The organism is Jiella sonneratiae (assembly GCF_017353515.1).
Classification (GTDB): Bacteria; Pseudomonadota; Alphaproteobacteria; order Rhizobiales; family Rhizobiaceae; genus Jiella; species Jiella sonneratiae.
On the sequence record NZ_JAFMPY010000027.1, the window covers coordinates 1 to 13,686 of the forward strand.

15 protein-coding genes are annotated in these 13,686 nt (G+C 68.3%); 12 read left to right on the plus strand and 3 right to left on the minus strand.

Features of this window, described 5'->3' with window-relative positions; all coding sequences use genetic code 11:
* The 3 genes from J1C47_RS19500 to J1C47_RS19510 form a co-directional block, all read left to right on the plus strand.
* The coding region (locus J1C47_RS19500) for a hypothetical protein (protein ID WP_207352470.1) at positions 1 to 209 on the plus strand (209 nt) is incomplete at its 5' end.
* A 100-nt stretch (positions 210 to 309) separates the two neighbouring features.
* On the plus strand, positions 310 to 1,743 hold the full coding sequence (locus J1C47_RS19505; protein WP_207352471.1) for a mannose-1-phosphate guanylyltransferase/mannose-6-phosphate isomerase: 1,434 nt from the start codon (positions 310 to 312) through the stop codon (positions 1,741 to 1,743).
* Between the two features lie 62 nt (positions 1,744 to 1,805).
* Positions 1,806 to 3,266 carry a phosphomannomutase gene (locus J1C47_RS19510; protein WP_207352472.1) on the plus strand — a complete coding sequence of 487 codons (1,461 nt, stop codon included), beginning with the start codon at positions 1,806 to 1,808 and terminating at the stop codon, positions 3,264 to 3,266.
* 142 nt (positions 3,267 to 3,408) lie between these two features.
* Here the strand turns inward: J1C47_RS19510 and J1C47_RS19515 are convergent, their stop codons facing one another.
* Together J1C47_RS19515 and J1C47_RS19520 are read right to left on the minus strand one after the other, a co-directional pair.
* A complete protein-coding gene (locus tag J1C47_RS19515; protein WP_207352473.1) occupies positions 3,409 to 3,891 on the minus strand; it encodes a Dps family protein in 483 nt (160 codons plus the stop codon).
* Positions 3,892 to 4,155: 264 nt separating this feature from the next.
* On the minus strand, positions 4,156 to 4,554 hold the full coding sequence (locus J1C47_RS19520; RefSeq protein ID WP_207352474.1) for a hypothetical protein: 399 nt from the start codon (positions 4,552 to 4,554) through the stop codon (positions 4,156 to 4,158).
* 274 nt (positions 4,555 to 4,828) lie between these two features.
* Here J1C47_RS19520 and J1C47_RS24050 point away from each other — a divergent pair, with 274 nt between their 5' ends.
* From J1C47_RS24050 to J1C47_RS19560, 8 genes are all read left to right on the plus strand, one after another.
* Positions 4,829 to 5,092: a DUF1289 domain-containing protein gene (locus J1C47_RS24050; protein WP_342592023.1), complete on the plus strand. Its 264-nt coding sequence runs from the start codon at positions 4,829 to 4,831 to the stop codon at positions 5,090 to 5,092.
* A 270-nt stretch (positions 5,093 to 5,362) separates the two neighbouring features.
* A complete protein-coding gene (locus tag J1C47_RS19530; RefSeq protein ID WP_245396684.1) occupies positions 5,363 to 6,448 on the plus strand; it encodes an acyltransferase family protein in 1,086 nt (361 codons plus the stop codon).
* A 375-nt stretch (positions 6,449 to 6,823) separates the two neighbouring features.
* Positions 6,824 to 7,963: a molecular chaperone DnaJ gene (gene dnaJ, locus J1C47_RS19535; protein ID WP_207352476.1), complete on the plus strand. Its 1,140-nt coding sequence runs from the start codon at positions 6,824 to 6,826 to the stop codon at positions 7,961 to 7,963.
* A gap of 126 nt (positions 7,964 to 8,089) precedes the next feature.
* On the plus strand, positions 8,090 to 8,743 hold the full coding sequence (locus J1C47_RS19540; protein ID WP_245396693.1) for a class I SAM-dependent methyltransferase: 654 nt from the start codon (positions 8,090 to 8,092) through the stop codon (positions 8,741 to 8,743).
* A gap of 54 nt (positions 8,744 to 8,797) precedes the next feature.
* Entirely contained in the window at positions 8,798 to 9,415 is a 618-nt protein-coding gene (locus J1C47_RS19545; protein WP_207352478.1) for a class I SAM-dependent methyltransferase, read from the plus strand.
* Positions 9,412 to 9,996 (plus strand): NADPH-dependent FMN reductase, encoded by a 585-nt coding sequence (locus J1C47_RS19550; protein ID WP_207352479.1) that lies wholly within the window; start codon positions 9,412 to 9,414, stop codon positions 9,994 to 9,996. The genes J1C47_RS19545 and J1C47_RS19550 overlap by 4 nt, the downstream gene beginning before the upstream one ends.
* Positions 9,997 to 10,149: 153 nt before the next feature.
* Positions 10,150 to 10,755 (plus strand): HdeD family acid-resistance protein, encoded by a 606-nt coding sequence (locus J1C47_RS19555; protein ID WP_207352480.1) that lies wholly within the window; start codon positions 10,150 to 10,152, stop codon positions 10,753 to 10,755.
* A gap of 44 nt (positions 10,756 to 10,799) precedes the next feature.
* Positions 10,800 to 11,408, plus strand: coding sequence for a hypothetical protein (locus J1C47_RS19560; protein WP_245396685.1), 609 nt, complete (start codon positions 10,800 to 10,802; stop codon positions 11,406 to 11,408).
* A 35-nt stretch (positions 11,409 to 11,443) separates the two neighbouring features.
* On the opposite strand, the gene J1C47_RS19565 is transcribed toward J1C47_RS19560, so the two are convergent.
* The gene (locus J1C47_RS19565; RefSeq protein ID WP_207352482.1) at positions 11,444 to 12,193 is read right to left on the minus strand and encodes an SDR family NAD(P)-dependent oxidoreductase; all 750 of its coding nucleotides are present in this window, start codon (positions 12,191 to 12,193) and stop codon (positions 11,444 to 11,446) included.
* A gap of 204 nt (positions 12,194 to 12,397) precedes the next feature.
* On the opposite strand from J1C47_RS19565, the gene J1C47_RS19570 reads away from it, so the two are divergent.
* Positions 12,398 to 13,636, plus strand: a complete 1,239-nt coding sequence (locus J1C47_RS19570; protein WP_207352483.1) for an ABC transporter substrate-binding protein — start codon at positions 12,398 to 12,400, stop codon at positions 13,634 to 13,636.
* The last annotated feature ends 50 nt before the right edge of the window (positions 13,637 to 13,686 follow it).

Consider the following 13,686-nt stretch of genomic DNA (forward strand, 5'->3'; position numbering starts at 1 on the left):
GCACCATCGCCAGAGCCAGCATCCGCCGCGCCGCCTTCACGTTCGGCGCCTTCGCCGAAGCCGCCCGAAGCTCGGACGAACTCATCTCCAAACGCGTGATCTCGATCCCTGCCATCGACGCCTCCCTGTCGCAAATCACAGAGAGTCAGACTTTCAGCGCCGTGGGAATCCACCCAGAGTCAGAATCCGGTGCGGTTGGTATTATGTGACGTCTGATGGGCCGGGCTATGGATCGGGCGCGTCCGGGACGCTATTGCTCGGCCCTGCCTGCTTCGCCGACCGATCGCAACAGCTCCAGGTGACCGACCCATGACGCGACCCACGACCCCGTCGCCCACCATCATCCCGATCATCATGGCCGGTGGCGCCGGCTCGCGGCTGTGGCCGGTGTCGCGCGACACCATGCCGAAGCAGTTCATCGAACTCCTCGACGACGGGCTGTCGGCCTTCCAGGCGACCCTGCGCCGGGTGGTCGGGGAGGGCTTCGGCAAGCCGATCGTCGTCACCAACAACGACTTCCGCTTCACCGCCGCCGAGCAGCTCGCGCGCCTCGGCATCGAGGCCGAGATCGTGCTCGAGCCGGAGCGCCGCGACAGCGCCCCGGCGGTGGCGATCGGGGCGCTGCTCGCCGAACGTCAGGGCGCCGGCGGCATCTGCCTGCTGCTCGCCTCCGACCACGTCATCCGCGACGAGGCAGGGTTCCTCGACGCGGTGCGCAAGGCCGCCGTGGTCGCCGCCAGCGGCCGGATCATGACCCTCGGCATCACCCCGGACCATCCCTCGACGGCCTATGGCTACATCCATCCGGGCTCGAAGGAGCTCGGGGAGGGCGCCCGCTCGATCGAGCGCTTCGTCGAAAAGCCCGACCGGCCGACGGCCGAGGGCTACATCGCCGAGGGCTATGTCTGGAACTCGGGCAACTTCGCCTTTTCCACGGACGTGATGCTGCGCGAGCTCGAGAGCTTCGCCCCGAACGTCCTCGCCGCCGCCCGCGAGGCGCTTGACAAGGCGGTGCTCGATCTCGACTTCGTGCGCCTCGACGCGGCCGCCTTTGCCGCCTCGCCGACGATCTCGATCGACTATGCGGTGATGGAGCGGACGCGGGCGGGCGGCGTGCTCGCCGCCGAATTCGGCTGGTCGGACATCGGGTCCTGGGATTCGCTCCACGACGTCAAGGACAAGGACGCCGACGGCAACTGCCTCGAGGGCGACGTCGTCGCCATCGACACGAAGAACAGCTTCGTGCGGTCGGAGGAGACGCTGACCACCGTCCTCGGCCTTCAGGACGTCGTCGTCGTCACCACCCACGACGCGGTGCTGGTCGCCTCGATGCAGGCGGCCCCGAAGGTCAAGACCCTCGTCGCCGAACTGAAGAAGACCGGCCGCCGCGAGGCCAGCGAGCACATGCGCATCCACCGGCCCTGGGGCTGGTACCAGCGCATCGACATCGGCGACCGCTTCCAGGTCAAGCACATCTGCGTCAAGCCGGGCGGCCGGCTGTCGCTGCAGCGCCACCATCACCGCGCCGAGCATTGGGTGGTCGTGCACGGCACGGCGGAAGTGACGATCGACGGGACGACGAAGTTCTACCACGAGAACGAGGCGGCTTATCTGCCGATCGGCTGCGTCCACCGGCTGCACAATCCCGGCAAGATCGACCTGAAGCTCATCGAGGTGCAGGTCGGCAGCTATACCGGCGAGGACGACATCGTGCGGATCGAGGACGTCTATGCCCGTGCCTGACGGGAGGCGCCAGCCGCCTCGGCGGTTTCGGCGGGCGACGCGAAGACCCACGGGATGACGGAATGAGCAGTCTGAAATTCGGCACCAGCGGCCTGCGCGGCCTCGTCACCGACCTTCGCGGCTGGCCGAGCTACGGCTACAGCCTCGCCTTCCTGCGCCATCTCGACGTCGCGGGCCTCGCCCGGGCCTCGCGGCAGGTGCTGGTCGGCCGAGACCTCAGATCGAGCAGTCCGGAGATCGCCGGCCTCGTCGTCGCGGCGGCTCAGACGGCCGGCTTCGAGCCGATCGACTGCGGCGCGGTCCCGACGCCGGCATTGGCTCTCGCAGCGCTGGAGCGCAAAGCCGCGGCGATCATGGTCACCGGCAGCCACATTCCCGACGACCGCAACGGCCTGAAATTCTATTCGCCGGCCGGCGAGATCGGCAAAGCGGACGAGGCCGGCATCCTCGAAGCCTTCGCGGCCCTCGGCGAGCGGGACCTTCTCGAATTCGAGGCGCGCGAGGAGTGGCAGCGACCGGCCGAGACACTCGACGCGGCGAGCCCCTATGTCGAGCGCTATGCGGCGTTCTTCGGACCCGCGGCCCTTTCGGGCCTCACCGTCGGAATCTACGAGCACTCCTCGGTCGCCCGCGACATCCTCGGCGACGTGCTGGCGCGGCTCGGGGCAGAGGCCGTCGTCTACGGCCGTTCGGAGCGCTTCATCCCGGTCGATACCGAGGCGCACCGGCCGGAGGATCTGGCGCTGCTTCGGGAATGGGCCGGGGAGGGCCGCTGCGATGCGTTCGTCTCGACCGACGGCGACGCCGACCGGCCGCTTCTCGCCGATGCCGCCGGCAAGGTGCTGCGCGGCGACGTCGTCGGGATGCTGACGGCAAGGCATCTCAATCTTTCGACCATCGTCACGCCGGTGACGTCGAGCTCGGCCATCGAGCGCTCGGGCGTCGCCGGCGCCGTCCGGCGCACCAAGGTCGGCAGCCCCTTCGTCATTGCCGGGATGGCGGAAGCGGCGGAGGCCGGCGAGCCGGGCATCGTCGGCTTCGAGGCGAATGGCGGCCTGCTTCTCGGCTCGAAGGCGGAGCGCGCCGGCCGGGCGCTGGATGCCCTGCCGACGCGGGATGCCGTCCTGCCGATCGTCGCGGTCCTCGCCGAGATGGTCGAACGGGCCATGCCGCTCGCCGCGCTCGTTGACGGGCTCGACGCGGGCTTTGCCGCCGCGCATCGGCTGAAGGAGGTCCCCGCCATCGAAAGTGGGCCGCTGCTCGCGCGGCTTTCGGACGACGAGAGGTTCCGCAGCGAATTCTTCGCCGGGGCGGGCGAGGTCGGTGCGATCGACCGTCTCGACGGTCTGCGGGTCACGCTGGGCTCGGGCGAAACGGTGCATTACCGTGCGTCGGGCAACGCGCCGGAACTCAGGTGCTATGTCGAGGCGGCGGATGCCGAGGCGGCCGAGAGGCTTCTCGCCTGGGGACTGCGGGCCGCCGAAGCGGCGCTCGGGCGTTCCGGCGCCATCGCTGGCGGCTGAACCAAAGACGCCCCGCCGGCGATGCCGACGGGGCGCGTATTCTCACTTCAAAGCATTCCGTGCCGCGTCGCAGCGGCAGGGGAGCGGCAGGCCTGTCGGCGCTGCCGGCCGTCGGGGCATCTTCAAGCCCCGGAGAAAGGCGTCAGGCCGCGGAGCCGCGCAGATGGGCGCGCAGCATCCAGGCGAACTTGTCATGCGCCTCGATCCGCGCCGTCGCCATGTCGTTGGTCGCCCAGTCGCCGTGCTGGTCCGCCACTTCGCAGAGCGCCGAGAGCGTCGAGGACAGCGTCTCCTGATCCTTGAGCAGGATCTCGATCATCGTCTTGGCGTCGGTCTTGCCGTCGTGCTCGGTGATGGCGCTGCGCGCCAGGAAGGCGCTGAGGCGGCCCTCGGCATGGGCGTCCATCGCCTTGATGCGCTCGGCGAGGAAGTCCTGGCCCTCGAAATGATCCTCGTAGATCTTCTGGAACAGCTCGTGCAGCGGGCCGAAGGCCATGCCGGTGACGTTCCAGTGGAAGTTCTGCGCCTTCATGGTCTCGACCGCGGTCTCGGCAAGCGCCTGGGTCAGGCCCTCGACGATCTCCTCCTTGGCGGTCGGTTCCATCTTCGCGGCGACGAGAGCCATGAGAATCTCCTTCTAATAATGCTCGATGCGCTCGGACCCATAAACGGGCTGCTGAACCTTTCTTAGAACAGCTCTAAAGAAGATGGAAGAGGCTCGGAACGCCTTTTCGAGTGGTGGCCGCAGGGCCGACCCTCCGACGCAAGGACGCGGCGCGGCTGCGCGTCTGCGACGAGGTACGGTCTGCGCGCGCCCGGGCGGGCGAACAGTCGTGGCTTCCGGAGGGCGCTTTCGGACCGGCGATCGCCATCGGCACCCCTTCGCGGCTCAGAGGCGGGCGGAAACGGCTTCGGCGAGGAAGCGCAGCCAGCGGCGTCCGGCCGGCTTGACCCGCCAGGCGACAAGCGCCGACCCGGCCTTGCGCTCCCTCGAGCGCCAGGCGCCCAGCATGCGCAGCAGCCAGACCTCGTCCTCGGAAGGGTGGCGCGCACCGGGGCGATAGATCGCGAGTTCGCGCGTCGCATGCTCGCCGAGCGCGCGGAAGAAGATCGTCGCCAGATGCTCGACGCTCGGCTCGGCCTGGGCCGACAGAACGAGGCAGGCCCGCTCGACGTCCGGCTGCGGCGCAAGCCGGCTCTTCAGCGCGAGCCAGCGCAGGCGGTTCAGCCGGTCGCGATCCTCTTCCGAGAGATTCGGCACGCGCTGCGCCACCGTCGGACACTGCAAGGTGCCGTCCCGGTGGGGAAAACGGAGAACCACGCCGCTTGTCGGGAGAAGATCACTATAGGCGAATGCTGCGCTCATCATGCCGTCCGTCAGGGTTCCACACCGGCGACGACTCGCGTGCCAGTTTGGATCCATTCTAAAACTTGACAATTGCCGTCAGCCTTTATAGCAGGCCGGGCCCGCCGGTCAAAGACGCCCATGGTGCGATTTTCGACGGCGGGTTGCTTTTCCGGGACAATGCGTTCCGATGGCCTGTCCATGTCGGGAGTGGTTCGTGGCGAAGAGATGGGCCAAGGCGCCGTCGCCCTGCATCGGCGTCTGCAAGTTTCGCGGCGAAGCCGGATCCTGCATCGGCTGCTCCATGACGCGGCCGGAAAAGAAGCGGTTCAAGCGGCTGGAAAAGAAGCGCAAGAAGAAGGACTTCCTGCGCATGCTCGTCGCCCGCCTGACCGAACGCGGGCGGCTGTCGCGCTGGGAACGGGTCTATCGGCGCAAATGCGACCGCAAGGCTGTGCCCTGTCCGCTGGATCGCCTCTGAGCCGCGAGGCGGGGCCGGGAAGCCACCCGGCGCCTTTCTTGGAGCGGCGGCGATTCGCGCGCGAGGGCCGGCTCCGTCGCCTGGCTTGCGGCCGCGGCGGCGCCCTGTCGAAGGCGGTGCCGACGGCGGAAAAATTTCGGCAAGTCCGCGGCCGGTCTTAACCAGACTTCAAGGCTTCGATTGCACCGCTTGTCGCAAGGGGCGAGAAAAGGCGACCGGGAAACTCACGGAAGCGGCACCGCAGTCTGCGACGGACGAGGGAGGCCCGCCTTGCATTTCAGGATCTTCGACTGCTGGCGTTTCGTCGCGGCGGTCCTGATCATGGCCTATCACTTCCTGTTCTGGGCGCCCTACGGCGTCGAGACCGGCACGGGCGTCCTCTATCGCCTGCTGCCGCTGCTCGACATGTTCTTCATGATCTCGGGCTTCTTCATCACCATCCGCTATCGCGAGCGGATCGGGGACCTGCGGGACTACCTCCGCTTCATGCGCTCGCGGGCGGCGCGGCTTCTGCCGCTGCACTATGCGATCACGCTGTTCTTCGCTGCCGTGGCGCTGCTCGCCTGGGCGAAGGGCGCGCCGAACTATCCCTGGCGCCACGATCTCCAGGCCCTGCCGTTCCACCTTCTTCTCCTGCATGCGCTGGGGGCGACGGACGGCCTCGCGCTGAACTATCCGTCCTGGTCGATCAGCGCCGAGTTCTTCTCCTATGCGTTGTTTCCGCTGATCCTCATCGTCCTGCGCCATGGCGGGCTGCGCGGGCTTTGCGTCGCCATTGCCGCCTGGATCGTCCTCCTCGAACTTGCTTCGGCACGCGGCTGGTTTCCCTCCGGCCACTGGACGACGGCCGATTCGGCCGGCGCCTACCGGGCCTTCGCCGACTTCATGATCGGCGCCGCGGTGGCGGTCGTGGTCGAGCGCCGCGCCCTGTCGGTCGGCAGCCACTGGCCGGGCCTCGCCGCCACCGCCCTGGTGGTCGCGGCGATGTTCCTCGGCTACCACTATGTCCTGGTCATGCCGCTGATGGTGGTGGCGCTGACCTTCACCGCGCTCGCCGAGGCCGCGGATCCGCGGTCGACCGCCTTCCTCGCGCCGCTAGCGCCTTTGACCGGAGTCGCCTTCGGCATCTACCTCATCCACCCGGTCATGGAGTTCTTCTTTCTCGAGGTCGTCTGGTTTCACGGCCTGCGCGATACCGGCCTCGTCGACTTCTACGTTTTCTGGACGCTGCCGATGCTCGCGACGATCGTCGTCGCCCTCGTCTCGGCGCGCAGTTTCGAGCCGTTCTGCGCGCGCGTCCTTTCGCCGGCGAGGGCTCGGCGCGAAGCCGCCGGCGGGCGCCTCGCCTCGGTCTGAGCGCGGCGCCGCCTGCGGCCAGCGGCGCCCTTTGCCGTGGGAAACGACGTTGCGGCTGCCCCTATGCCTCTTCTGCGGCCTATGGTATCGGCCAACCAGCGTTCCTAGATGAACGATCAGTCATCGGCGGGTTCTTCCGGCACGTGCGGTCCAGCGACCGGCGTGCGTGGCGGATCGGCTGCCGGCATGAGATTGGGGCGGCAAATTCGATCCTTCCGAGGTGCTTCGCCTCCGCTGCAGGCGACGGCGCGCTCCGCGCGACGTCGGGACCTCGCGGATGCGGCTGCGCAGGCGGGGCCGTCGCCCGACGCAAGTGGATTCCGGGCCTGCCGGCAGCGCCGTGGCGCCCCTGACACGAAACCGATGGAAGCGTGAATGAAGGCCGATTACTACGAAATGCTCGGCGTCGCCCGCGACGTGGACGACAAGGGTCTGAAGAGCGCATTTCGCAAGCTCGCCATGAAATACCACCCGGACCGCAATCCCGGCGACTCCGAGGCCGAGGTCCGGTTCAAGGAACTCGGCGAGGCCTACGAGGTGCTGAAGGACCCCCAGAAGCGCGCCGCCTACGACCGGTTCGGCCATGCCGCCTTCCAGAACGGCGGGGCGGGTGCGGCGGGCTTCCGGGGCGATTTCGCCTCGTCGATGGCCGACATCTTCGACGACATCTTCGGCGAGATGATGGGTGGGCGGGCCCGCGGCCGGCAGGGGACGGGCGGCCGCGAGCGCGGCTCCGACCTTCGCTACAACATGGAGATCAGCCTCGAGGAGGCCTATGCCGGCAAGACCGCCGAGATCGGCGTGCCGACCACCGTCCAGTGCGACGAATGCTCGGGATCCGGCGCGCGGCCGGGATCCTCGCCCAAGGCGTGCCCGACCTGCGGCGGCGTCGGCCGCGTGCGGGCGGCCCAGGGCTTCTTCTCGATCGAACGCACCTGTCCGACCTGCCAGGGGCGCGGCCAGGTGATCACCGATCCGTGCGGCAAGTGCGCGGGCGAGGGCAGGCTTCCGGAGGAGCGCTCGCTTTCGGTCAACATCCCGGCCGGCATCGAGGATGGCACCCGCATCCGGCTCGCGGGCGAAGGCGAGGCGGGGCTTCGCGGCGGTCCGTCCGGCGACCTCTACATCTTTCTGTCGATCCGGCCGCACGAATTCTTCCAGCGCGACGGCTCCGACCTCTTCTGCAAGGTGCCGGTCTCGATGACCACCGCCGCGCTCGGCGGCAACATCGACGTCCAGACGCTCGACGCGAACACCAGCCGCGTGAAGATCCCCGAAGGCACCCAGAGCGGCACGCAGTTCCGCCTGCGCGGCAAGGGCATGCCGGTGCTGCGCTCCGCCCAGACCGGCGATCTGTTCATCCAGGTGGCGATCGAGACCCCGCAGAATCTCTCCCGCCGCCAGCGGGAACTTCTCGAGGAATTCGAAAAGATCTCCTCCACCGACAATTCTCCCCAGTCGAGCGGCTTCTTTGCCCGCATGAAGGAATTCTTCGAAGGGTTGAGCGAGACCTGATCCGCTCCATTTTCCGAGGAAATACCGGGACATGTCGGTCGACCGCCCTCGTCGCCGCCGATGCCCGCGGCAGACCGCCCGCGGTCGATCCGGTCAGTACACCCGAGGGACGGAGGCAGACGCGTGCTGGAACTGAGGCAGCGGCAGGCAAGAACGGCTACCCGCCCGCGCATCGAGGACCCTTGCGAGAAGAAGGGGCCGCGCATCAAGGTGAGCGACGAGGCCCGGTTCTTCCGCGGCTGGCTGCAGCGCCCGCTGATCACCGGCGCGGTGTCGCCTTCTTCCCGGGCTCTCGGCCGCGCCATGGCCGCCTACGTGCCCGATCCCGCGACGTTCACGCCGGAATCGAAGGTGCTCGAACTCGGCCCCGGCACCGGCGTCGTCACCCAGATGCTGATCGCCCGCGGCGTGCCGGAGCGCTCGCTCGTCCTCGTCGAATATTCGCGCGAGTTCGCCCGGCTCCTGAGGGTGCGCTTTCCGCACGCCACGATCATCCAGGGCGACGCCTATGACATCGCCCGCTCGATGCCCAGCTGGGTGGGCGCCGCGAAGCTCGAGGCGGTGGTGTCCAGCCTGCCGCTGTTCACGCGGCCGGACGAGATGCGCGAGGCGGTGGTGGCGCATTCGCTCGAACGCATGCAGCCGGGCGCGCCGTTCATCCAGTTCTCCTATGCGCTCACCCAGCCGGTGAAGCCGGAGCGGGTCGGCGCGAGGCTCGAGGTCAGCCCGTGGATCAAGCGCAACCTGCCGCCGGCGCGCGTTCTCGTCTATCGCTCTTGAGTGACGCCGATCGGTGCGGCACGAAGGCCCGTCTTGTTCCCAGGAGTTGAAGCGATGAGCCGATCGAAGACCGAGACGAGGCAGGGCGACTGGCTGCCGTTTCTGGCGACCTGGGTCCGCAGCCCGCTGAAGATGGGGGCGGTGGCGCCGTCGAGCCGGGCCTATTGCCGGATGATGGTGCGCCACGCGACCACGAAGCTCGACGGCCCGATCCTCGAACTCGGCCCCGGCCTCGGCGTCGTCACCCGCACGCTGCTCGAACAGGGAGTTGCCCCGGAGCGCATCACCTCGATCGAATACGACCGCGACTTCGCCCGCAAGCTGCAGCAGCGCTTCCCGGGGGTGAACGTCATCCAGGGCGACGGGCTCGATCTCGACAAGACGCTGGGTCCCGCCGCGACGAGCCCGCATTTCGCCGCCATCCTCTTCGCCATCCCGATCGTCAACATGCCGCAGGCCAAGCGCCAGGCGCTGTTCTCGCACTATTTCGAGCGGCTGAAGCCGGGCGGCAACCTGACCCAGCTCTCCTATATGGTGACGCCGCCGGTGCGGCCTGTGCCGGGGGTCTTTTCTGTCGGCTCCTCGCGCCGCGTCTGGTCAAACATCCCGCCGGCGCGGGTCTGGATCTACAGCCGCGACGAGGCCGGAAAGCCAGAGGCGAGGGCCGCTTGAGCCGCAACATCCTGATCCTGCCGGGGTCGGCGCGTCTCGGCTCCTACAATCGCAAGCTCGCCTCGGAGGCGATGCGGATCCTCTCGGTGAGCGACGCGGTGGTGAGCCGCATCGACCTCGCCGACTATCCCCTGCCGATCTACGACGGCGACTTCGAGGCCGACACAGGCGTGCCGCAGAACGCCCAGCTGATGGCGCAGCGCATCGCCGCCCAGGACGGTCTCCTGATCGTCTCGCCGGAATACAACGCCTCGATCCCGCCGCTCCTGAAGAACGCCATCGACTGGACGAGCCGGGTGCGCAAGGTGCACGAGCGCCCGGTCCAGCCGTTCAAGGGGCTGGTCGTCGGGCTCGCCTCGGCCTCGCCCGGCCGCTTCGGCGGCATGCGCGGCCTCGAAGCGATCCGCCTCGTCATGCGGGCACTCGGCGCCGAGGTGATGACCCAGCAATGTCTGGTGCCGAGGGCGGCCGAGGGCTTCGACGAGGACGGGCGGCTGCGCGACGACGTCGCGCGTACGAGCCTCGAAGCCCTGTGCGACAAGCTCCTCGACACGGCGCGCAGCCTCAGCCGCAACGCCTGACACGTCACGTCGGAGGGCTCGCGGCGCAGTCGTCGCCGGTGCAGGTCTGCGGCCGGCCGGGCGGGAACGATCGGCGGCGCCGGCGACGTGCCGGAATGTGAAGGCGGCCCCGACCCCGGGACCGCCCGAAGGGCGAAGCAGGAGGGACCGAGCATGGTGATCGAACCCGGCGCAAACGACCCGGCGCAGCGCCGCGAGGCGGTGCGGGCGGTGCAGCGCTATCTCCACGACCACTGGAAATACTATGCCTTCCAGGGGGCGGTGATGATCGTCGTCGGCATTCTCGCGGTGCTCGTGCCCTTCGCGGCGACGCTCGCGACGACGCTGTTCTTCGGCTGGCTGCTGATTTTCGGCGGCATCGTCGGCTGCGTCGCCGCCTTCCGGTCGCGCGAGGCGCCGGGCTTCTGGTCCAACCTCCTGCTCGCCGCGCTCTGCGCCGTCCTCGGCGCGATCATCCTCTACGATCCGCTCGCCGGCACCGTGACACTCACCTGGCTGCTCGCGGCGTTTCTCCTGCTTTCCGGCGTCATCAATTTCTCGATCGCGCGGGCCGTGCGGCTGTCGACCAGCCGCTTCTGGCTGGTCGTCCTGTCCGGGGTGATCGACGTCCTTCTCGCCGTCGTCCTGATCCTCGGCCTGCCGGGCACGGCGGTCTGGGCGGTCGGCGTCTTCCTCGGCATCTCCTTCGTGACCTCCGGATTCGGACTGCTGATCTCGGCGCTCGACGCGCGCAGGAACCCTCCGGCATCGCGGCTGTGACCATGGCGGGATCGGCCGAAAGGGCAGGGATCGTCGAGGCGCTCATGAAGCGCACACCCCAGACATTCGCCGAGCAGATGGGCCTCGACCTCACGAAGAACACGCCGATGCCGCTGTTCCTGTGGCTGGTTGCGGCGAATCTCTTTTCCGCGCGGATTTCCGCGGATCAGGCCCTGCGGGCCGCAAAGGCGCTGAAAGAGGCGGGGCTGACGACCGCCGACCACATGGCCGAGGCCACCTGGAAGGAGCGGGTCGTCATCCTCAACCGCAACGGCTATGCGCGCTTCGACGAGAAGACGTCGCGTTTCCTGCAGGACATGGCGGATCACTGCCGCGCCGAATATGGCGGAGACCTTCGCCGGCTGCGCGAGGCGGCCGGGCGAGATCCCGGCTCGGAGCGGCGGCTCCTCAAGGAATTCAAGGGAATCGGCGAGACCGGCGTCGACATCTTCTTCCGCGAGGCGCAGGTCGCCTGGGACGAACTCCATCCCTTCGCCGACGCGCGCTCGCTCGATGCGGCGAGGGCGCTCGGCCTCGGCGACAGCGCCGAGGCGGTGGCGGACCTCGTTCCCCGGGAGAAGCTTCCGACGCTCCTGACGGCGCTGCTTCGCGCCGACCTCGACGGTGCGCTGGACGAGATCCGGAAGAGCTGACGATCCTGCATCGGGACCGGTCGGCCCCGTAAGGCTCACACGTGCTGGCCGCCGTTGATGTGCAGTTCCGAGCCGCTCACATAGCTCGACTGGGTCGAGCAGAGAAAATAGATGACGTCGGCGACTTCCGCCGTCTGGCCGAGCCGGCGCAGCGGGATGTCGTCGATCAGCTTCTCGGTCCCCGGCGACAGGATCGCCGTCTCGATCTCTCCCGGCGCGATGGCATTCACCCGAATCCCGGCGGGGCCGAAGTCGTGGGCCATTTCCCGCGTCAGCGAGTTGAGCGCCGCCTTGGACGTCGCATAGGCGGTGCCGGCGAACGGGTGGACGCGGCTGCCGGCGATCGAGGTGACGTTGACGATCGACCCCTTGGCCTTCGACAGTTCCCGCGACAGCCCGCGCGCCAGCATGATCGGCGCGAAGAAGTTCACCTGGAAGACGTCGCGCCACATGTGCATCGGCGTCTGGATCGAATCGAGCCGCGAGCCGCCCTGGCCCTTGGGCGAGATCGCCGCGTTGTTGACGAGGGCGTGCAGCTGCGAATCGTTTGCCTCCAGCCTGCGGCGGATCTCCGAGACGGCATAGCCGACGTCCTCCTGGTCGGAGAGGTCGACGCGGATGTGGTCCTCGGGCCCGGCCGGCCAGGGACAGTTCTCCGCGAAATCCTGGCGCGAGCAGGTGATCACCCGCCAGCCCTCGCGGGAAAATCGCTTGACCGTGGCGTGGCCGATGCCGCGGGAGGCTCCCGTCAGCACCAGGGTCTTGCGCTCGTCGCGATCGGTCATCTGGCGTCTCCGGCCGCAGGTCCCCGGCGGGGCCGCGGCGTTCGTGTGGTACTCCTGCCATCCCATAGCGGAAGCCGAAGCCGTTGGCACCGGCCCGCTCTGCCTGTTTAGGGGGCATTGCGGAGCGAAACAATTTGCCTCCGCGCGCGAAGCTATGAACACTCGGTTTCATCGGCCGAGAGGATCGACAGCCCGGGAGAGGATATGGTTCGTTTTCGCAGTGTCGCCATGGCCGTCATGTCTTGCCTCGCTCTCGCGGGCGCCGGCCGGCCGGCCGAGGCCGCCGGATCCGCAGGAGCTGCCGCGCAGGGCTGGGATGCGGTGCTCGCCGAGGCGCGGGGCGAGACCGTCTATTTCGACGCCTGGGGCGGCTCGCAGAACATCAACGACTACATCGCCTGGGTCGGCAGCGAGGTCTCGGATCGCTTCGACATCACCCTGAAGCACGTCAAGCTCGACGACACCGCCAGTGCCGTCGCCACGGTGCTCGCCGAAAAGGCCGCCGGCAAGGGCGAGAACGGCTCCATCGATCTCATCTGGATCAACGGCGAGAATTTCGCGTCGATGCAGGAGAACGGCCTCCTCGCGGAGGGCTTTGCCACCGCGCTTCCGAACTGGCGCTACGTCGACACGAGAAATCCCACCGTCACGGTCGACTTCACGCTACCGACCCGGGGCCAGGAATCGCCCTGGGGCGGGGCGAAGCTGGTGTTCTTCTCCGATACCGCCCGGTCCGGCCCGGTCGACGCGATGCCGAAGAACGCGGACGAACTCCTCGCCTGGGCCAAGGCCCATCCGGGACGTTTCTCCTATCCCGCGCCGCCCGACTTCATCGGATCGAGCTTCCTGAAACAGGTGCTCATCGAAAAGGTCGCCGATCCCGCAGTGCTGCAACGGCCGGTCGACGACGCGAATTTTGCGGCGGTGACGCAGCCGCTCTGGGACTGGCTCGACGCCATCCGGCCGGTGCTCTGGCGGTCCGGCCGCGATCATCCGCAGAACTATCCGGCGATGAAGCAGCTTCTCGCCGACGGCGAACTCGACATCATCTTCGCCTTCAATCCGGCCGAGGCGTCGTCGGCGATCGCGGCCGGCGAACTGCCGGATACGGTGCGCTCCTTCACGTTTCCGGGTGGTACGCTCGGCAACACGCATTTCGTCGCGATCCCCTACAACTCTTCGGCAAAGGCGGCGGCACAGGTCGTTGCCGACTTCCTGATCTCGCCCGAGGCGCAGCTTCGCAAGGAGGATCCGCGCTATTGGGGCGATCCGACCGTGCTCGCCATGGACAGGCTGCCGCCGGCCGATCGCGACGCCTTCGCCGAGATCGACCGCGGCGTCGCTACGCTGCCGCCATCGAAGCTCGGCCCGGTTCTCGCCGAGCCGCACCCTTCCTGGATGACGCGTATCGAGGAGGAGTGGAAGAGACGCTACGGCGGCTGAGGCGAAAGGGGTGACGCAAGCGGAGCCTGCGCCATCGGCCCGTCGCGGTG

What these genes read in the sequence shown, in the direction of transcription:
- J1C47_RS19505 (WP_207352471.1), top strand. Translation starts at nt 310, where the DNA reads ATGACGCGACCCACGACCCCGTCGCCCACCATCATCCCGATCATCATG.
- J1C47_RS19510 (WP_207352472.1), top strand. Translation starts at nt 1,806, where the DNA reads ATGAGCAGTCTGAAATTCGGCACCAGCGGCCTGCGCGGCCTCGTCACC.
- J1C47_RS19515 (WP_207352473.1), bottom strand. Translation starts at nt 3,891, where the DNA reads ATGGCTCTCGTCGCCGCGAAGATGGAACCGACCGCCAAGGAGGAGATC.
- dnaJ (WP_207352476.1), top strand. Translation starts at nt 6,824, where the DNA reads ATGAAGGCCGATTACTACGAAATGCTCGGCGTCGCCCGCGACGTGGAC.
- J1C47_RS19545 (WP_207352478.1), top strand. Translation starts at nt 8,798, where the DNA reads ATGAGCCGATCGAAGACCGAGACGAGGCAGGGCGACTGGCTGCCGTTT.
- J1C47_RS19555 (WP_207352480.1), top strand. Translation starts at nt 10,150, where the DNA reads ATGGTGATCGAACCCGGCGCAAACGACCCGGCGCAGCGCCGCGAGGCG.
- J1C47_RS19560 (WP_245396685.1), top strand. Translation starts at nt 10,800, where the DNA reads ATGAAGCGCACACCCCAGACATTCGCCGAGCAGATGGGCCTCGACCTC.
- J1C47_RS19565 (WP_207352482.1), bottom strand. Translation starts at nt 12,193, where the DNA reads ATGACCGATCGCGACGAGCGCAAGACCCTGGTGCTGACGGGAGCCTCC.
- J1C47_RS19570 (WP_207352483.1), top strand. Translation starts at nt 12,398, where the DNA reads ATGGTTCGTTTTCGCAGTGTCGCCATGGCCGTCATGTCTTGCCTCGCT.